This is a genomic window from Actinoalloteichus fjordicus, from assembly GCF_001941625.1.
In the GTDB taxonomy this organism is placed as follows: domain Bacteria; phylum Actinomycetota; class Actinomycetes; order Mycobacteriales; family Pseudonocardiaceae; genus Actinoalloteichus_A; species Actinoalloteichus_A fjordicus.
Map to the genome: position 1 here is coordinate 3,195,226 of NZ_CP016076.1, position 18,331 is coordinate 3,213,556.

Sequence of the window (18,331 nt, forward strand, 5' to 3'; positions counted from 1 at the left end):
CCAGTACTGCCGCATCTCCTGCCACGTCGAGAACTCCTCGTTCGCCGTCCGGCCTGCTGCCGGGCGGATGATCCGTCCCGGCGCCGATCGACGTTCGACCCTGGTCGGGTCATCCGGTGCTCGGCTGGTGTTTCGCCGCGTCGGTCGACGGCGGCCGTGGTGACGCAGGGGGATGTGTCCGCCGCCGTCTCCTCGCCGCGCTCGCCTCCACAGTCGATGTCTGATCCGGCTCCGCGCCGGGCCTGCGTGTGGAGGGTAGAGCGCCGGGATCATCCGGGGTCCGAGCGCTGGAGGGGCCGTGCGGGGCGGCGCGACCGATCGTCGGCCGACACGATGATCCCCATTGCTTCAGCGATGATGAAAATTAATGCGAAGGATCACCCGTGATCAGCTTCGCCAACGACACGGCTCGCGAGACGACGCCGCGCACTACGGAGACTGCGACCTTCTCGGTCGCCCGGCCGCTCGCTGCGATGCACACGGTCGGCACGGCCGCGCTGGCCCCGCAGGGGCGGCCGAGCGGGTCGCCGCCTACGTCGAGGCCGGGGCCGACGAGCTCGGTTTCGCGGTCGACGGCGGCGACTACCTGCGTCAGGTGGAGTTGATCGCCGAGATTCGCTCCCGACTCTGACTCCGGGTCTCGCCAGGGCCTCGCCCCGGGCGGTCGCCGAGATCCGGCCTGCCTCCCGACGGGATGCGGCTGATCGGTCCGACCGACTGCGCCCGGACCCGGCTCGCCGTGACGAGTTCGAGGACGGCGACGACCAGATCGCGGGACGGCGGTCGACCCGGCAGCCTGGTCGTCGCCCGTCGCGCATAGGGTCGAACGCATGGAAACCTGGTCGTCGGCCCCGGTGCCCGCCCTGCCCGGCACACCTCGTCCCCTGCGGCTCTACGACACCGCCTCGGCGCAGGTGCGACCCACCGCGCCGTCCGCGACCGCCCGGATGTACGTCTGCGGCATCACTCCGTACGACGCGACGCATCTGGGTCACGCCGCCACCTACCTGACCTTCGATCTGGTGCACCGGATCTGGCTCGACAACGGTCACGACGTCCATTACGTGCAGAACGTCACCGACGTCGACGACCCGCTGCTGGAGCGGGCGATCCGGGACCAGACGGACTGGGTGGTCCTCGCCATGCGCGAGACGGCGTTGTTCCGCGAGGACATGGAGGCCCTGCGAGTCCTGCCGCCCCGGCACTACATCGGCGCGGTGGAGTCGGTGCCAGAGATCTCGGAGGCCGTGCTCGAACTCCTGGCCTCCGGAGCGGCCTACCGAGTCGACGACGAGGAGTACCCGGACGTCTACTTCGACCACCGCGCCAGCGGGCATTTCGGCTACGAGTCGAACTACGACGAGGCGCAGATGCTCGGCTTCTTCGCAGAGCGCGGCGGCGACCCGGATCGCAAGGGCAAGCGGCACCCCCTGGACGCCTTGCTGTGGCGGACGGCCCGGCCGGACGAGCCGTCCTGGGAGTCCGAGCTGGGGCCGGGCAGGCCCGGCTGGCACGTCGAGTGCTCGGTGATCGCCCGCAGACATCTCGGCATGGGCTTCGACGTCCAGGGCGGCGGCTCGGACCTGATCTTCCCGCATCACGAGTACAGCGCCGCCCACGCGGAGGCGTTGACCGGTGAGCGGCCGTTCGCCCGGCACTACTCCCATACCGGCATGGTGGGCCTGGACGGCGAGAAGATGTCCAAGTCGCGTGGCAACCTCGTGTTCGTGTCCCGGCTTCGTGGTGACGGCGTCGACATGGCGGCGTTGCGGCTGGCCCTGTTGGACTCGCACTACCGCAGCGACCGGATGTGGACCGACGCGGTGCTCGACGCAGGCCGGGCGCGCGCCGAGCGGTGGCGTGCTGCGGTCGCGCTGGCCGAGGGGCCGCCTGCCGAGCCCGTCCTGGCTCGCCTGCGGGATCACCTCTCCGATGATCTCGACACGCCGAGGGCATTGGCCGCGCTCGACGCCTGGGCCGACGGGGCCCTGACCCGCCGAGGCACCGACCCGGCCGCGCCTGCGCTGATCAGACAGTCCGTCGACGCGTTGCTCGGCGTCGCCCTGTAACGCACCCTGGCCGCCGTCGCATCTGTTCGCTTCGGCGGGACCCTCGCCGGCCCGGAGCCAGGTCACCGCAGGCCGGGCAGGGCGGTCGTGCCGCGCCTTGACACCGGGCGAGGTGCGGGCTGCGGCGAGGAGCACCTACCTCGCGGTGTCAGGGCCTCGGGACGGCAGCGGAGGTGTCACCCTCGGTGTTTTCGATCATTCGGCCTCGCGACCCTCCGTCGTGGGCGGCCGGGGCGGGGCGCCTGCCGAGGCGACGGCGGACGCGGCCAGCGCGTCGGTGACCGCCGAGTCCGGGTCGGCCTCGATGACCTCCTCGGGGCTCTTGAACAGCGCGGTCATCATCGCGGGCAGCCGGGCGCCGGTCTCACGGAGATACCCGAAGCGGGTACCGCCCGGGTTGGTCTGGCCGGACTCGTGCGGAACGCCGTGGACGTCGAGCCCGGCCGACCTGCACAGGGCCACCGCGCGGGGCAGGTGGAACCGCTGGCTGATCACGATCAGCTCCCGCACGCCGTAGACGTCTCGCGTGCGCACGCACGACTCCCAGGTGTCGTTGCCCGACGGGTCTTCGACGATCGCCTCCTGAGGGACACCGCGTTGGACGAGATAGTCCCGCATCGTGCCCGGCTCGTCGTAGTCGCCGGGGCCGACGCTGCCGCTGAGCAGCAGCACACGCACGACGCCCTCGTGGTAGAGCTCGGCCGCCACGTCGAGCCGCCCGGCGAGCAGCCGGGACGGTCTGCCCTCTGGACGCACGCCCGCACCGAGGACCAGCGCGACATCCGTCTCCGGTGCGTCGTCGGGGTCGACGATCCGGCCTGCGCTGCTGCCGTAGGCCCAGGCCGCGGGGGTGCCCAGCAGTACCGCCAGGGCGGCTGTGCCCGCCAGTGCCCATCGCCAACGCCGTCGCATGGTGCCCGCCCCTCGTGAGAAGTCCTACGAGATCGATTAAACCCATGCCCGTTCGTTCGCGCTCTGTGTGCCTGGCGACATTCATGATCTTGTGCGGACCGCGGGCTGCGGATGGTCGGGCAGGCACGCCCGGTGGGTGTGCGTGCTCGTGCGGTGTCGCCGCCGATCCGACCGGCCCGGCTGCCGGCAGGACTACCCTGGAACTCGGCCGGGTCGACGGTGCCGGAGCCCGGTGCGTCGGATGTCTTCTCGGCGAAAGACGGGACTGTCGGCGTCGGCGCGGGCGGTCCGCCCGAGGCGGGTCGAATCGCGTGCGGGCTGCGCGAGGTCCCGCCCGCCCAGACCGCGCTGCCGGGCCCGGGGCGGTGTGCCGACGGCAGGCCGCCGGTGGGACGACGACCACTGGTGCTTCCGGCCGCACGCGGCGTGTCACCCGGGTGACAACGATCGCCGACCGTAGCCGGCTCGGCAACACAGGGCAGACCATGGAGATCTTCTGCTCATCCCCCCGGCCGGCCAGGCCGATAAGCGAGGGGTTGGTTCACCTGCGATGACGTTCACAGCGGACGGCCGACGGATCACGCCCATCGCCACCGGTGCCAACGGTGGCCTTTCGGGTGGACTCCCTGTTCAGCGACCGCCGTCGGTGGAACCGCTCACCTTCGGTGTCGAGGAGGAGTTCTTCCTCGTCGACAGCCGTACGGGGCGGTGCACCACGGGGGCTGCCGAAGTACTTCGGACGGCGCGTGCGGGGGAGGTCGAGTACGCGGCCGAGATCACCGAGTTCCAGGTGGAGTCGGTCTCCCCGGTGTGCCGGACCGCCGACGAGCTGGCGGGGCGCCTGGGCCAGGGCCGTCGAGAACTGGTCGCCGCCGCGCAGCGGGCGGGACAGACGTTACTGGCCTGCGGCGTGCCGATTCACGAGCCGAGCCTCCCGTACGCGCTCACCGAGACCCGTCGGTACCGACGCATCGCCCATGAGCTGGGCGGAGTCATGGAGAGCCTGCTCACCTGCGGCTGTCATGTGCACATCGGGATGCCCGACCTCGATCACGCGGTCGCGGTGAGCGATCAGCTCCGCGCCTTCCTGCCGGGTCTGCTCGCCCTGAGCGCCAATTCGCCGTACTTCCGAGGGCGCGACTCCGGACACGCCAGCTGGCGCAGCGTCCTGTGGCGGCAGGTGCCCTCCGGCGGCCCGCCGCCGATGTTCGGCTCGGTGGCGGAGTACCAGGCTGCGGTGCGGGAGCTGTTGCGCTCGGGTGCCGCGCTGGACCAGGGGATGGTCTATTGGATGATCCGGCCCTCCTCTCATCTGCCCACCATCGAGATCCGCGTGGCCGACGTCATGCCCACCGTCGAGGACGCGGTGCTCTTCGCGCTGGTCGTGCGGGGCCTGGCCGCGACCGCGCTGGCCAGGATCGACGCAGGCCTGCCCGCGCCGCCTGCCGCCGATTCGACGCTGCGGCTCGCGCTCTGGCGGGCCGCGCGCGACGGGGTGGACGGCATGGGCCTCGATCCGGCGACCGGGGAGCTGCTGCCCGCGAGACTGTTGATCGACCGGATGCTCGCCTGGGCACGGCCCGGACTGGTCGCGATGGGCGACGAGCTCCTCGTGGCGGAGCTGCTCGCCTCGGTTCGGCGGCGGGGTTCGGCGGCCGCCCGCCAGCGCGCCGCCTTCGGCAGGCGGGGGTCCTCTCGGGATCTCGTCGACTTGCTGGCGGGCCGGGCCGCGACGGCGGACGAGGAGCAGGCGGCCCTGCGGCGCCGCCGGACTGAGGAGTCCGCAGCGCCGATCGACTAGAGTGCTGGACGTTTGTCCAGGATTCAGGAGCGTCGCCGTGGGTTACCTGCTGTTGTCCTTCGCCATCGTGACCGAGGTGACGGCGACGATCTCGTTGCGACTGTCCGAGGGGTTCACCAGACTGATCCCGTCGATCATCACCGTGGTCGGCTATGCCACCGCGTTCTTCCTGCTCTCGAGGACCCTGATCCACGGGGTTCCGCTCGGGATCGCCTACGGGATCTGGGCGGGCGCCGGGGTCGCCCTGGTCGCGGTGATCGGCGCGGTCTTCCTCGGTGACGGGATGACCTGGGTGCAGAGCCTGGGGATCGTGGCGATCATCGGGGGAGTCCTCGCCTTGGAGCTGGGGGCCGCCCATTGATCGCCGCCGACCCGGCCTGGCGCCCGACGGCCGTCGCGCCGGTGGGCTTTCGCACGTGGTGAACCTCCGAGGTCCTCAGGCGGTCGCGGCGGGCCGGTGTCGGCCCGGCCTGCCGCGGACTGCGCTGTCTGCCCGGAGCGCCGGGCCGTCTCGCAGTCGTCGGGGCCGACACCGCCGCTGAGTAGCAGCAGGCGCACGACGTCGTCGTGGCAGGAGCCCGGCCTGGCCGTGTCGAGTTGCCCTGCGAGCAGCCGGGACGGTCTCAGACGGAGCCGCCTGCTCAGCCGGCCCGCCCGCTCGGCCGACCCGCCGCTCAGACGGAGCCGCCTGCCTTGCCGCCGGAGCCCCAGCCGCCACGGTGTCGTCGCCGCAGATAGCGCTCGAACTCGGCGGCGATGGCGTCGCCGTTGGCCTCGGTGAGGGTGATCTCGTCCCCGCGCTCTTCGAGGGCGCGTACGTAGTTGGCGACGTCCTCGTCCTCGTCGGCCATCTCCGAGACGGTCTGCTCCCATTCCTCGGTCTGCTCGGGGAGGCTGCCGACCGGAACCTCGATGTCGAGGACGTCCTCTACGCGGCGAAGCAGGGCCAGTGTCGTCTTGGGCGCGGGTGCCTGCGAGACGTAGTGCGGCACCGCGGCCCAGAAGGAGACGGCGGGAATGCCTGCCTGCACGCAGTAGTCGTGGAACACCGCAAGGATGCCCGAAGCGCCTTCGTATCGAGAGCGTTCGAGGTTGAAACGCGTCGCGGCCTCGCTGTCATAGGCGCTGCCGGTGATCGGCACCGGCCGGGTGTGCGCGGTGTCGGCGAGAAGGGAGCCGAGGGTGATGACGGTCGTGACGCCGAGCTTCTCGATCTCCTGGACGAGGCGGGCGCAGAACGATCGCCAGCGCATGTTCGGCTCGATACCGTGGAGCAGAACGACGTCACGGGCTGCACCCGGAGGACGGCAGACAGTCATCCTCGTCGTAGGCCACTCAACTCGTCGGGTGACACCGTCCACCAGGTGGATGGTGGGTCGAGTCACCGTGAAGTCGTAGTAGTCATCGGGATCGAGCTCGAACAGGGGGGTGGCATCCCAGGCGAGTTGTAGGTGCTCGATAGCGGTACTAGCCGCGTCACCAGCGTCGTTCCAACCCTCGAACGCGGCCACGAGTACCGGATCGGTCAGGGTCGGCGGCGTCGCCTCAGCCTCGTCAGCGCTCAATTCCGGGTCGGTCACCGCTCAAGACTACGACCCTGGCCCTAGGCTGAAGACCGTAGGCTGGGCGCATGTCGGATCGTGTCACGTCGCCGTTTCTGGACGCCCTCTCCGCCCGGGTCCTGGTTGCCGACGGGGCCATGGGGACGATGCTGCAGTCCTGGCCGCTCACACTGGATGATTTCGCGGGGCTGGAAGGCTGTAACGAAATCCTCAATGTCACTCGGCCGGATGTCGTTCGCGCGGTGCACCGAGGATATCTTGAGGCCGGTGCCGATGCAGTCGAGACCAATACCTTCGGGGCAAACCTCGCCAATCTGGCTGATTACGACATTGCCGACCGTATTCGAGAACTGGCGCATACCGGTGCGGCCCTGGCGCGGGGGGCGGCCGACGAGTTCAGTTCGGCGGAGAAGCCGAGGTTCGTGCTCGGCTCGGTCGGTCCGGGGACCAAACTGCCCACGCTCGGGCACGTCACCTACGCGACGCTGCGCGACTCCTATGCCGAACAGACACGGGGGCTGCTCTCCGGCGGCTCCGACGCCATCCTGATCGAGACCTGTCAGGACCTGCTGCAGACCAAGGCGGCCGTGCTCGGGGCGCGGCGGGCCATGCTCGACGAGGGCATCACCGTCCCGGTGATCGCCCAGGTCACCGTGGAGACCACCGGGACCATGCTGCTCGGCAGCGAGATCACCGCCGCCCTGGTCGCACTCGAACCGCTGGGGATCGACCTGATCGGCCTGAACTGTGCCACCGGTCCGGCCGAGATGAGCGAGCACCTCCGCCAGCTGTCCCAGTACGCCAGGATTCCGCTGTCGGTGATGCCCAACGCGGGACTCCCGCAGCTCGGTCCCGACGGCGCCGAGTATCCGCTGGGCCCGGAGGAGCTGGCCCAGGCCCTCGCGGGCTTCGTGACGGAGTTCGGGGTCGGCTTCGTCGGCGGCTGCTGCGGCACGACCGGCGCGCACATCTCGGCGGTCGTGGACGCCGTCGCCGGGCTCACCCCTGCGCCGCGCAGGCCTCGCCCCGAACCGGGGGTGGCCTCGCTCTACCAGGCGGTGCCCTTCCGGCAGGACGCCAGCGTCCTGATGATCGCCGAGCGCACCAACGCCAACGGTTCGAAGGCCTTCCGGGAGGCGATGCTCGACGGCCGCTTCGACGACTGCGTCGAGATCGGCCGCGCGCAGACCAGGGAGGGCGCTCACCTGCTCGATCTCTGTGTCGACTACGTCGGCCGCGACGGAGCGGCCGACATGAGCGAACTCGCGGGCAGGCTCGCCACCGCGTCCACGCTGCCGGTCATGCTCGACTCCACCGAGCCGGAGGTGCTGCGCGCGGGGCTGGAACGCCTCGGCGGGCGCTGCGTCGTCAACTCGGTGAACTACGAGGACGGCACGGGGCCGACCTCCCGCTTCCACCGGACCATGGAGCTGGTCTCCGAACACGGCTCCGCTGTCGTGGTCATGTGCATCGACGAGGAGGGACAGGCCCGCACCGCCGAGGGGAAGGTGCGGATCGCCACCCGGATCCTCGACGACCTGACCACGAACTGGGGAATGCGCACCGAGGACGTGATCGTCGACTGCCTCACCTTCCCGATCTCCACCGGTCAGGAGGAGGTCCGGCGCGACGGCGTGGAGACCATCGAGGCCATCCGCGAACTCAAGCGTCTGCATCCTGCGGTGCAGACCACGCTCGGCATCTCCAACATCTCCTTCGGACTGAACGCCGCCGCGAGGCAGGTGCTCAACTCGGTGTTCCTGCACGAGTGTGTGGAGGCCGGGTTGGACACCGCCATCGTTCACGCGTCGAAGATCCTCCCGATGGCACGGATTCCCGACGAGCACCGGGAGGTCGCGCTCGACCTGGTCTACGACCGCAGGCGGGAGGACTACGACCCGTTGCAGCGGCTCATGGAGCTCTTCGAGGGGGCCACCGCGTCCTCCGCGCGGGCCTCCAGGGCCGAGGAGCTGGCCGCTCTGCCGTTGTTCGACCGGCTGCAGCGGCGCATCGTCGACGGCGAGCGCAAGGGATTGGAGGCCGACCTGGAGGCGGCCCTCGTCGAGCGCCCCGCGTTGGCGATCATCAACGACACGCTGCTCTCCGGGATGAAGACCGTCGGCGAGCTGTTCGGCTCCGGCCAGATGCAGCTGCCGTTCGTGCTCCAGTCCGCCGAGGTGATGAAGACCGCCGTCGCCCACCTCGAACCGCACATGGAGAAGAGCGACTCCGACGGCAAGGGCCGCATCGTGCTCGCCACCGTCAAGGGCGACGTGCACGACATCGGCAAGAACCTGGTGGACATCATCCTGTCCAACAACGGGTACCAGGTCGTGAACCTGGGCATCAAGCAGCCGATCAACGCCATCCTCGACGCCGCCGAGGAGCACCGGGTGGACGTCATCGGCATGTCCGGCCTGCTGGTGAAGTCGACGGTGATCATGAAGGAGAACCTTCAGGAGATGAACACCAGGGGAGTGGGCGAACGCTGGCCGGTGCTGCTGGGCGGCGCCGCACTGACCCGCTCCTACGTGGAGAACGACCTCTCCGAGGTCTACTCCGGACACGTCAGCTACGCCAGGGACGCCTTCGAGGGCCTGCGGCTGATGGACCGGATCATGACCAGGAAGCGGGGCGGCCTGGTGATCGCCGACCCCGAGGAGGAGGCCAGGATCGCCGAGCGTCGCGCCCGACACGAGCGGTCCCGGCGGATCGCCGAGGAGCGCAAGGCCAAGGCCGCCGCCGTCGACGCCGAGGTGGTGCAGCCCGCGCGATCCGAGATCGCCACGGACGTCCCGGTGCCGACACCGCCGTTCTGGGGCAGCCGGGTGGTCAAGGGAATCCCGCTGGCGGGCTATGCGGCGATGCTGGACGAGCGGGCCACCTTCCTCGGCCAGTGGGGGCTGCGCGGCGTCAAGGGCGGCGGCGGGCCCAGCTACGAGGAGCTGGTGGAGACCGAGGGCCGTCCTCGGCTGCGGGAATGGCTGGACCGGCTGTCCACCGAGGGCATCCTCGCCCACGCGGCGGTGGTCTACGGCTACTTCCCGTGCGTCGCCGACGGCGACTCGGTCGTCGTGCTCACCGAGCCGAGGCCGGACGCGGCGGAGCGCTTCCGCTTCACCTTCCCCCGCCAGGCCAAGGATCGACGGCTCTGTCTGGCGGACTACTTCCGCCCGAGGGACCTGGCGATCCAGGAGGGCGTGGTGGACGTCCTGCCGCTGACCCTGGTGACCATGGGCCAGCCGATCGCCGACTTCGCCAACGAGCTGTTCGCCACCGATTCCTACCGGGACTACCTGGAGGTGCACGGCCTGGGCGTCCAGCTCACCGAGGCACTGGCCGAGTACTGGCATCGGCGCGTCCGGGAGGAGCTGCACTGGTCCTCCGGCGGCTCGCTCGCCGACGAGGACCCGGCCGAGGTCGAGGAGTACTTCCGCCTCGCCTACCGTGGGGCTCGGTTCTCCCTCGGCTACGGGGCCTGCCCCGACCTGGAGGACCGCGCGAAGATCGTGGAACTGCTCGACGCGGAGCGGATCGGCGTGAAGCTGTCGGAGGAGTTCCAGCTGCACCCGGAGCAGTCCACCGACGCGATCGTCACCCACCACCCCGAGGCCGGTTACTTCAACACCTGATCCCGCCCGGCGCACGGGGCCGAGGAGCCGCGAGGCGGTTTTCGATCCTCGGCCCCTGCCGCCGTGTGCCGGTGATCGCGACCCGAGGAGCACACGTGACCCGACCGTCCCCGCAGGACGGCCGAGCCAGGCCCGCCACCGAATCCGACGAGCGTGCCGTCGCCGAATCCCCTGCCACCCCCGCCACTCCTGTCGAGCCCGGCGGATCGACCGTCGTGGACGCCGCTCGACTGCCGTCCGCAGACGTCTCCGGCGCCGCCGTCGAGGTCGTCGAGGTCGTCGAACTCCGCGTCGCCGACGCAGCCGGTCCGGCTGATGCCGAAGAGGAGTACGGAGCGGCGGGGCGGCTCGCCGGTGGATCTGTTGTTGGGGAGTTCGCCGGTGGATCTGCTGGGGAGTTCGGCGCTGGAGCCCCGGGGGAGTTCGGCGTTGGATCCGTTGGGGAGTTCGCCGCTGGATCTCATGGGGAGTTCGCCGCTGGATCCGTTGGGGAGCTCGCCGCTGGATCTCCTGGGCGGCTCGCCGCCGTCTTCTGGGATATGGACGGCACCCTGCTCGACTCCGAGAAGCTCTGGGCGATCGCCCTGGAGCAGACCGCGGCCGAGCTGGGCGGCGTGATCAGTGCCGAGGCCAGAGCCGCGATGGTGGGCTCGAACATGAGCAACAGCATGGGAATCCTGCTCGGCGACCTCGGCCTGCCGGTGACGCCCGAGTCGGTCGCCTCGGCCGGGACCAGGGTCGCCGACCTCACCAGGGAGCTGTTCCGCACCGATCTGCTCTGGCGGCCCGGTGCGCAGGAAGCGCTGCACGCCGTCCACGACGCCGGCGTGCCGATGGCGCTGGTGACCTCCACGATCCGCTCGCTGGGCGAGGTCGCGCTCAAGACCGTCGGCTCCGAACTGTTCGCCGCCGCGGTCTTCGGCGACGAGGTGCCGCACAACAAGCCGCACCCGGCCCCGTATCTCCAGGCCGCCGCCGCGCTCGGAGTGAATCCCGCCGACGCCGTCGCCGTCGAGGACTCGCCGGTCGGTGTCGCCTCGGCGGTGGCGGCGGGGTGCACGGTGCTCGTCGTGCCCTGTGAGGTGCCCGTCGAGTCAGGGGAGCGCCGCGTGCTGCGGGAGTCGCTCGTCGGTGTCGATCCCGTCCTCCTCTCGGAGCTGCTGCCTGCCATGACGTCCTGAGTCGCCGACGTCGAGCGGTCCCCGGTCACGGCGTGAGCCGGTGGTCTCGCTGCCCCCGAATGCTCCGAAGGTCACCGGGCCAGGGGGCCTGCTGATCGAGGTCGCTGGGGAGACTCGGCCTGCCTGCGGCCGGGCGGCGGCAGGCAGGCAGGCAGGGCGGTGCAGAGAGTGGGCGGCAGCTGAGCGCGGCTGCGGGTGAGACTGCCGGGCGCTCGGCGTCGCCGACCACGCCATACCGACCCCGGCCGTTACCGATGCTGTCCCGCCGCCACTGCCGGGCCAGACTGCCGACCCGACCCCCCGACACCGACACCGACTACCCGACACAGCCGCCCGGCGCGGAGCGGGGCCGGGGACCCGGCTCGACTAGACCGCTGCCCGCACCGCTGCGGCGAACTCGTAGTCCTGTCGCCAGCCCGCCCCGGTCGGCGCGAGAACGACCCGCTCGGTGCCTGCGGCGGCGTACGCCGCGAGCTGGTCTGCGGCCTGCCTCGGATCGGTGCCCAGCACGGGAGCGACGACCGCCGCGCGCGGGCTCGGCCGACCGTGCTCCTCGGCCAGCTCGGTCAGGGAGACGAGAGCCGAGGCCACCTGCTCCACGGACATTCCGATGGACAGCCAGCCGTCGCCGAACTCCGCCGCCCGACGCAGAGCCCGTCTCCCGTTGCCCGCGACCAGCACGGGCGGCAGGGTCGATCCCGGAGCCAGGGTCACCGCCGTCCCGTCGTCGAGGACGGTCGCCGCTCCGGTGATCAAGCCGGGCAGCACCCGCAGCGCCTCGTCGGTGCGCGCGCCCCTGTCCTGGAAGGACACCCCCGCCGCTCGCCAGCCGATGTCGCCGTGCTCGGGATTGCCGGTGCCCACGCCGAGCACGATGCGGTCGCCCGACAGCAGTTGCAGCGTGCTGACCTGCTTCGCCGCCCAGGCGGCGGGCCGGAGCGCGGGCAGCAGCACGCCGAAGCCGAGGGTGATCCGCTCGGTCACCGCCGCCGCGGTGGCCAGCACCACCGTGCTGTCCATGATCGGAGCGCTCGCCACCAGGTGGTCGGTGGACCAGACCGAGTCGAGACCGGCCTCCTCGGCGAATCGTGCGCTCTCCCGGATCTCGACCGAGATCGGCTGCCCTGGGCGGGGCGACGAGGACGGAAGAAACACACCTGTCTCGATGGTCATGTCGTGTGACAACAGCCGCACGCGTCGGCCTGTTCCCCCGGGCATCGGGCCTGCGGCGATCGGTGGGCAGGCGCCGCAGGCCCACCCGGCGAGGCGTGCACCGGGGTCGTGATCAGCGAGGCGGCAGCGGCTGCGGTGCGCTCGGGCCGACGTAGCGGGCGGCCGGGCGGATGATCCGGCCGCCCTCGGCCTGCTCCAGGATGTTGGCGGTCCAGCCGATCACCCTGCTGACGGCGAAGGTCGGGGTGAACAGCGAGCGCGGAATCCCGCACAACTCCATCACCACGCCCGCGTAGAACTCCACGTTGGCGTACAGCTCTCGTCCTGGTTTCACCTCTGCCAGGATCTCGACGACCCGACGTTCCACCGTCGTAGCGAACTCCACCAACGGCCCGCCCAACTCGCGTGCCTTCTCCCGCAGCAGTACGGCCCTCGGGTCCTCGGTGCGATAGACGGGATGGCCGAAGCCCATGATGCGATCGCCCGCCAGCACCTTCGCGCGCACCCAGTCGTCGATGCGGTCGGGGGTGCCGATCTCGTCGACGGAGTCCAGCGCCCGGTCCGGGGCGCCGCCGTGCAGTGGCCCGGTGAACGCCCCGATCGCGGCGGTCACCGCCGACGCGACATCGGCTCCGGTCGAGGCCACGACCCTGGCGGTGAAGGTGGAGGCGTTGAAGCCGTGGTCGATGGTCGCGATCAGATAGGTCTCCACGGCTCGGACGTGCGCGGGAGCGGGGTCGGAGATCCCGAGCATCGCGAGCCAGTTCGCGGCGGTCGACAGCTCCGCGCGGGGCTCGATCGGCTCCAGACAGGCGCGGAGTCGGTACAACGCGGCGAGGATCGTCGGGGTCACCGCGCACACCAGCAGCGCGTCGGCCCGCCGTCGATCCGGGGCGGCGTCCCACAGCGCGGGCAGTCCATGGGCCGCGCCCAAGGCGGACAGGGCCGTCCGCAGGCCCGACATCGGATCGGCGGCGGCGCCGAGCGCCGCGATCGAGGGCAGCAGTGTGCGCAGCTGGTCGGGCAGCACTCGCAGCGGGGCGATCTCCGCGACGAAGCTCGTCAGCTCCGCCGCACTGGGGAGACGTCCTTCAAGGAGCAGGAACCACGTCTCCTCGAAGGAGCAGGACGCGGCCAGGTCGATCGCCGAGTACTGCCGGTAGTGGTAGAAGCCCTCTCTCCCGCGAACGTCGCCGATCTCGGTCGTCGTGACGACGACGTCACGCAGACCCGGCGGAACCTCGATCGATCCGTCCACCGTGACAGACATGGTGCACCTCCTTGATTGCCTGCACTGTCGACTTTGCGGTCATGTATTGTCAATATTGATACAGTCAACATTCACGGGAGGATCGCAGGTCATGGCCGACTCCACTGCCGTCGAGGGTGATTCGCGTTACTTGACCACCTCCGAGGTGGCGCATCGCCTGGACGTCAAGGAGGCGACGGTCTACGCCTACGTCAGCAGAGGTCTGCTCCGCAGCGTGCGGGCCAGAGGCGGCCGGGGGAGCGTGTTCCGGCAGGACGAGGTCGAAGGCCTTGCCGAGCGGCGCCGGGACGGCAGGCAGGCCTCGGGAGCGGTCGAGCGGATTCGCACCGAACTGACCCTGATCGCCGACGACGAGCTGTACTTCCGGGGCCATCGCGCGGTCGACCTCGCCACGACCACCACGGTCGAGTCTGTCGCGCATCTGCTCTGGACCGGCGACCTCGCCGACCGTCCGCCGTTTCCCGCGCCCGCCGATCTCGTCGAGTCGGCCGAGGCCGCCATCGCGGTGCTGCCCAGGACCGCGCGACTGACGGATCGGCTGCGAGTCGCCGTCGTCGCGCTGGGCGCACTGGACCCGCTGCGGTTCGCGCTGAGCCCGGAGTCGGTGATCCGCGCGGGGGAGACGCTGCTCGGCGTCCTGGCCGCAGCGCACGCGCCGGACGCCCCGCAGGGCGACACGGTCGCGCTGCGCGTGTGGCCGGTCCTGACCTCGCGGCCGGTGCGCCCCCGACTGCTCACGGCGGTCCTGATCCTGCTGGCCGATCATGATCTCGCGGTGTCCACCGTGGCCGCACGGGTCGCGGCGAACACGCGGGCCAATCCGTACGCCGTGGTCTCCGCCGGGCTCGGCGCGCTCGACGGGCCCCGCCATGGAGCCGCGAGCAGCCTCGCCTACCGCTTCCTCGGCGAGGCGCTGTCCGATCCGGTCGACGCGTTGTCGGACCGGCTGCGCACCTCCGGCACGGTGCCGGGCTTCGGCCATCGGGTCTACCAGCGGCGCGATCCGCGAGCCGAGCTCCTGATCGCCCTGCTGCGCGAGTCGGGCGAGGCCGAACCGGCCCTGCGAGCACTGGACACCGTCACGGACCGACTGCGCGGTCAGAACCCGTCGGCCTTTCCGAACATCGACCTCGCGCTCGCGGCGATGATGCACGCCTACGACATGCGCCCCGACGCGGGTGAGGCCGTCTTCGCCGTCTCCAGGGTCGTCGGCTGGCTCGCCCATGCGATCGAGGAGTACCGGGAGCCTTCCCTGCGGTTCCGGCCGGTCGGCGTCTACACCGGAGCCCGGCCGATTCGCTGACGGCCGACGCGGGGTCTGCGCGAGCCGGGGCGCCCGCCTGGCGGCCCGCGTGCCGATCGGCGTCCCGGCGTCGCGGCCTGTCGTGTCGGCGGAGCTGCGCCGACACGACAGGCCTCAGCGTGATCGAAACTGTCAGTGCCGACGGTTAGCGTGCCCGGCCATGCCCCTTCGCCTGGAACCCGTCACGCCGGACAACGTTCGGGATGCCTGCGCACTCACCGTCGAACCGGATCAGGAAGCGGTCGTCGCACCGGTCGCGGTCTCGCTGGCCGAGGCCTACACCCAGCCTCAGTCCGCCTGGCCACGCCTGGTCTACGACGACCAGGATCTGGTCGGCTTCGTGATGGCGGGCTTCGACCCGGAGAACCCGGTCGACCTGTTCCGGTGCGGGATCTGGCGACTCAACATCGCGGCGGGTCATCAGGGCAGGGGCTATGGACGATTCGCTGTCGAGGAGCTCTGCGCGGAGGCGCGTCGCCGGGGACAGCGGCGCGTCACCGTCATGTGGGAGGTGCACCCGGCGGGACCCGAGGGCTTCTACCGTCGCATCGGCTTCACCCCGACGGGACAGATCTTCCACGGCGAGGTCGTCGGCGAGCGGCTCCTGGACTGACGGCAGTCGGCCGTTGTGGGCCTGCGCCGGGCGGTGGCGGTGGCGGTGGCGTGCGCGTGCGTGGGCCCGCACTTGACCTCGTCGCCTTCGAGGCGTCGTCCGCCCGCCTGGCGCAGACCGGCGGCGAAGCCCGATCAGGGCGTGTGCCTGCGCCCGCCTCGACGTCGTCCGCGTTCCCGGGCGGCGGTGTCGGGCCGCAGGCGGGGCAGGGCATTCGGCCGCCGGGAGAGAAGACGGCCCCGATCTGCACGGCTCGCCGTGGCCGGTCGGCGACCGACCGCGGCACATCGCTGCCGAGATCAGCTGATCCGGCCGAGGCGGTCGGCCGTGCGGGTGGTCTCCGGCAGTCGATGACACGGCGTGAGCCGCAGCACCAGCGCACACGCCGCCTCGATGTCGCTGCGGTGGCCGACCGAGACGAAGACCGGCTTCACGTTCGGCCTCGTGCGCAGGGTCCGGCCGACCACCTCGCCGTCCAGTAGCAGCGGCGTCCACTCGCCGCGAGCACTCCCGGGCGGGTCGTACGGTCCGAGCGAGTTCTTGCCGACCCCGATGCTCGGCAGATCGGTCAGCACGCCCAGATGGCAGGCCAGCCCGAATCGACGCGGATGGGCGAGTCCCTGGCCGTCGCACACCAGGACGTCCGGCAGCACCTTCACCTGTTCCAGCGCCCGCAGCAGCGCGGGCGCCTCGCGGAAGGCGAATAGCCCCGGCACGTAGGGGAACGACGTCGTGGCGCGCACCACGACGCTGTCGAGCACGGCCAGCGTCGCCACGTCGAGCACCGTCACGGCGGCGACCAGCGTCCCGTCGTCGCCGACGTAGGCGACGTCGAGGCCCGCTGCGGTCTTCGGCGGGCGGACGGGCGCTTCCAGCCGGACCAGCGGCCGTAGGCGTTCCTGCACGGCGAGCGCCTCGACCTCGGTCGTCGGCCATGGATGAAGATCACGAACCTGGATCACGCGGAGAATGCTAGGCGGGTGCGCCCCGGTGAACGGTGCTCGCGGGCGGCTGCGCTGCCTGCCGGCGACTCCTCCTGGCGGCTCGGCCGAGGTGGACGGACCCGCAGGCCCGGCCGGACACCGCCCCCTGGCGACACTCCGCCCGAGACCGATTCTGCCCGGCACCGAGCGTGCCGCGACCGCTGCTCGCGGTCAGAGAGCCGGACCGGTCCCGTGGTCAGGTCCTTTGGTGCTCCCGGTCCGTTCGCGCGGGGCGGCCCGCAGTCCTCCCCGGTCACCTCGTCGTGCGCCCCGCTGCCCTTCAGAGCCGCTAGCCTTCGGCCCCGCAGTCCTTCAGTCCCGCAGTCCTTCAGTGACTCATGTCCTTCAGCGCCTCGGCGCGGGCCGCCCTGGCGGCGAAGATCTCCTCGCGTCGCTCGGCCATCTCGCGCAGCGCCGCCTTACGGTCGCGCGCGGAGAGCCGGTCGATGTAGAGCCTGCCGTTGAGGTGATCGGTCTCGTGCTGGAGACAGCGGGCGAAGAAGTCGGTCCCCTCCAGCGTGAGCGGTTCGCCGTGCATGTCCTGGCCGTGCACCACGGCGCGGTCGGGGCGTGCCACCGTCATGAACGGGCCGGGCACCGACAGGCAGCCCTCCATGCCGTCCGCCAGCCTGCGTTCCGGGGCGGGGATGTCCTCGACCACCGGATTGGCGATGTGGCCCACGTGCCGGACTCCGCTGGTGTCCGGGATGTCGTACACGAACAGCCGCAGGTCGACGCCGACCTGGTTCGCCGCCAGGCCGACGCCCTCGGCGACGTACATGGTCGCGAACATGTCGTCGATCAGGCGGGTCAGTTCCGGCGTGCCGAAGTCGACGACGTCCTGGCACGGACGATGCAGGACCTCCTCGCCGACGACCGTCACCCGCAGCACCGAGCCCCGCTCGGCCTCGGGAGCCCGACGAGGGAAGGCGCCGTCGACCGGCTTGCCCAGTACACGTACTCGGCGATCGACGAAGCGGGGACGATCCGAACCCACTGTCATGGGGCACGACACCTCTCTGCGGTGCGGCCCGGCGTGCTGCTGACGTCGTCGCGGGCCGCGAAGTTTGCCAAGTGCTTTGCAAAGTAGCAGACTTTGCAACGTGAGCAGTGATGGTATCCCCGACTCCGACCCGGCCCCCTCGGCACACCACGACGATCTTCCGGAACACGCAGTGCGGGCGGCCCTCCTCGACCTGATGAAGGACACCGAGACCCTGACCTCGACCGAGGCGGCCAAGGCGCTCGGCTACAGCTCAGGGCTGTGCTCCTTCCACCTGCGCAGCCTGGCCCGACACGGTTACATCGAAGAGGCCCCGCACGAGGGCGGGCGGGCGCGACCGTGGCGGCTTCTGCGGACCGAGCGGCCCGACGTCGTGCCCGCCGAGGAGGCGGGCTTCGGTGAACTGGCGCGCGGTCTGGAGGACGAGAGCCACCGGCGTTGGCTGGAACACCGCTCGGCGGCCCCGGCTCGCTGGCAGCGGGACGAGGCCTTCAGCGCCGTGGTCTATCTGACGCCGGAGGAGCTGACGGAGCTGGGCGCCGCCGTTCGGGAGCTGCTCGCGCGGTATCGCAGCCGAGACGCGCGCTCGGAGGCCCGCCCGGAGGGGGCCGCGCCGGTCGCCGCGATCACACGGCTCTTCCCGCTGATCGCGGACGCGGCGGCCGACGACGGGCGAAGGCCCGGGATCGGCTCGGGTGAGCCTGCTCCCGAGTGATCCGACACGGCGAAGTGATCCGCCGCGCGGCGATGACGCGCGGCAGGCGTCTCGACCGGAGCGCGGATCGGACCTGATCATCGGCGGATGTCGAGGTGCGCCCGCCTAACGAAC

Annotated in this window: 14 protein-coding genes and 1 pseudogene; 9 read left to right on the forward strand and 6 right to left on the reverse strand. The window is 71.1% G+C overall.

Annotated elements, in window-relative coordinates; all coding sequences use genetic code 11:
* The first annotated feature begins 367 nt into the window (after positions 1 to 367).
* Together UA74_RS14200 and mshC are read left to right on the forward strand one after the other, a co-directional pair.
* Entirely contained in the window at positions 368 to 631 is a 264-nt protein-coding gene (locus tag UA74_RS14200; protein WP_075740653.1) for a hypothetical protein, read from the forward strand.
* 199 nt (positions 632 to 830) lie between these two features.
* Positions 831 to 2,069: a cysteine--1-D-myo-inosityl 2-amino-2-deoxy-alpha-D-glucopyranoside ligase gene (gene mshC / locus UA74_RS14205; RefSeq protein ID WP_075740654.1), complete on the forward strand. Its 1,239-nt coding sequence runs from the start codon at positions 831 to 833 to the stop codon at positions 2,067 to 2,069.
* Positions 2,070 to 2,264: 195 nt separating this feature from the next.
* On the opposite strand, the gene UA74_RS14210 is transcribed toward mshC, so the two are convergent.
* The gene (locus tag UA74_RS14210) at positions 2,265 to 2,981 is read right to left on the reverse strand and encodes a SanA/YdcF family protein (RefSeq protein ID WP_075740655.1); all 717 of its coding nucleotides are present in this window, start codon (positions 2,979 to 2,981) and stop codon (positions 2,265 to 2,267) included.
* 646 nt (positions 2,982 to 3,627) lie between these two features.
* On the opposite strand from UA74_RS14210, the gene UA74_RS14220 reads away from it, so the two are divergent.
* Both UA74_RS14220 and UA74_RS14225 read left to right on the forward strand, forming a co-directional pair.
* Positions 3,628 to 4,782, forward strand: coding sequence for a carboxylate-amine ligase (locus UA74_RS14220; protein WP_198043025.1), 1,155 nt, complete (start codon positions 3,628 to 3,630; stop codon positions 4,780 to 4,782).
* A gap of 37 nt (positions 4,783 to 4,819) precedes the next feature.
* Positions 4,820 to 5,143 carry a DMT family transporter gene (locus tag UA74_RS14225; RefSeq protein WP_075740657.1) on the forward strand — a complete coding sequence of 108 codons (324 nt, stop codon included), beginning with the start codon at positions 4,820 to 4,822 and terminating at the stop codon, positions 5,141 to 5,143.
* Between the two features lie 313 nt (positions 5,144 to 5,456).
* Here the strand turns inward: UA74_RS14225 and UA74_RS14230 are convergent, their stop codons facing one another.
* Entirely contained in the window at positions 5,457 to 6,362 is a 906-nt protein-coding gene (locus UA74_RS14230) for a PAC2 family protein (RefSeq protein WP_075740658.1), read from the reverse strand.
* A gap of 50 nt (positions 6,363 to 6,412) precedes the next feature.
* Here UA74_RS14230 and metH point away from each other — a divergent pair, with 50 nt between their 5' ends.
* Positions 6,413 to 9,976: a methionine synthase gene (gene metH / locus UA74_RS14235; protein WP_075740659.1), complete on the forward strand. Its 3,564-nt coding sequence runs from the start codon at positions 6,413 to 6,415 to the stop codon at positions 9,974 to 9,976.
* 518 nt (positions 9,977 to 10,494) lie between these two features.
* Positions 10,495 to 11,157 (forward strand): annotated as a pseudogene (locus UA74_RS14245) (HAD family hydrolase); the annotation flags it as partial.
* A gap of 366 nt (positions 11,158 to 11,523) precedes the next feature.
* On the opposite strand, the gene UA74_RS14250 reads toward UA74_RS14245, so the two are convergent.
* Positions 11,524 to 12,330, reverse strand: coding sequence for an LLM class flavin-dependent oxidoreductase (locus tag UA74_RS14250; protein ID WP_075743811.1), 807 nt, complete (start codon positions 12,328 to 12,330; stop codon positions 11,524 to 11,526).
* Positions 12,331 to 12,442: 112 nt separating this feature from the next.
* Positions 12,443 to 13,600: a citrate synthase gene (locus tag UA74_RS14255; protein ID WP_075740662.1), complete on the reverse strand. Its 1,158-nt coding sequence runs from the start codon at positions 13,598 to 13,600 to the stop codon at positions 12,443 to 12,445.
* Between the two features lie 91 nt (positions 13,601 to 13,691).
* On the opposite strand from UA74_RS14255, the gene UA74_RS14260 reads away from it, so the two are divergent.
* Positions 13,692 to 14,903: a citrate/2-methylcitrate synthase gene (locus UA74_RS14260; protein ID WP_075740663.1), complete on the forward strand. Its 1,212-nt coding sequence runs from the start codon at positions 13,692 to 13,694 to the stop codon at positions 14,901 to 14,903.
* A gap of 160 nt (positions 14,904 to 15,063) precedes the next feature.
* Positions 15,064 to 15,516 (forward strand): GNAT family N-acetyltransferase, encoded by a 453-nt coding sequence (locus tag UA74_RS14265; RefSeq protein ID WP_075740664.1) that lies wholly within the window; start codon positions 15,064 to 15,066, stop codon positions 15,514 to 15,516.
* Between the two features lie 299 nt (positions 15,517 to 15,815).
* Here the strand turns inward: UA74_RS14265 and UA74_RS14270 are convergent, their stop codons facing one another.
* Positions 15,816 to 16,475, reverse strand: coding sequence for an endonuclease V (locus UA74_RS14270; protein WP_198043109.1), 660 nt, complete (start codon positions 16,473 to 16,475; stop codon positions 15,816 to 15,818).
* Between the two features lie 352 nt (positions 16,476 to 16,827).
* Positions 16,828 to 17,502: a peptide deformylase gene (def, locus tag UA74_RS14275; protein ID WP_075740666.1), complete on the reverse strand. Its 675-nt coding sequence runs from the start codon at positions 17,500 to 17,502 to the stop codon at positions 16,828 to 16,830.
* A gap of 100 nt (positions 17,503 to 17,602) precedes the next feature.
* Between def and UA74_RS14280 the strand changes: the two genes are divergently transcribed.
* Positions 17,603 to 18,217, forward strand: coding sequence for a winged helix-turn-helix domain-containing protein (locus UA74_RS14280; RefSeq protein ID WP_075740667.1), 615 nt, complete (start codon positions 17,603 to 17,605; stop codon positions 18,215 to 18,217).
* The last annotated feature ends 114 nt before the right edge of the window (positions 18,218 to 18,331 follow it).

Coding starts and splice junctions, on each gene's coding strand:
- UA74_RS14200 (WP_075740653.1), top strand. CDS start 368: ATGCGAAGGATCACCCGTGATCAGCTTCGCCAACGACACGGCTCGCGA.
- UA74_RS14260 (WP_075740663.1), top strand. CDS start 13,692: ATGGCCGACTCCACTGCCGTCGAGGGTGATTCGCGTTACTTGACCACC.
- metH (WP_075740659.1), top strand. CDS start 6,413: ATGTCGGATCGTGTCACGTCGCCGTTTCTGGACGCCCTCTCCGCCCGG.
- def (WP_075740666.1), bottom strand. CDS start 17,502: ATGACAGTGGGTTCGGATCGTCCCCGCTTCGTCGATCGCCGAGTACGT.
- UA74_RS14210 (WP_075740655.1), bottom strand. CDS start 2,981: ATGCGACGGCGTTGGCGATGGGCACTGGCGGGCACAGCCGCCCTGGCG.
- mshC (WP_075740654.1), top strand. CDS start 831: ATGGAAACCTGGTCGTCGGCCCCGGTGCCCGCCCTGCCCGGCACACCT.
- UA74_RS14265 (WP_075740664.1), top strand. CDS start 15,064: ATGCCCCTTCGCCTGGAACCCGTCACGCCGGACAACGTTCGGGATGCC.
- UA74_RS14255 (WP_075740662.1), bottom strand. CDS start 13,600: ATGTCTGTCACGGTGGACGGATCGATCGAGGTTCCGCCGGGTCTGCGT.
- UA74_RS14250 (WP_075743811.1), bottom strand. CDS start 12,330: ATGACCATCGAGACAGGTGTGTTTCTTCCGTCCTCGTCGCCCCGCCCA.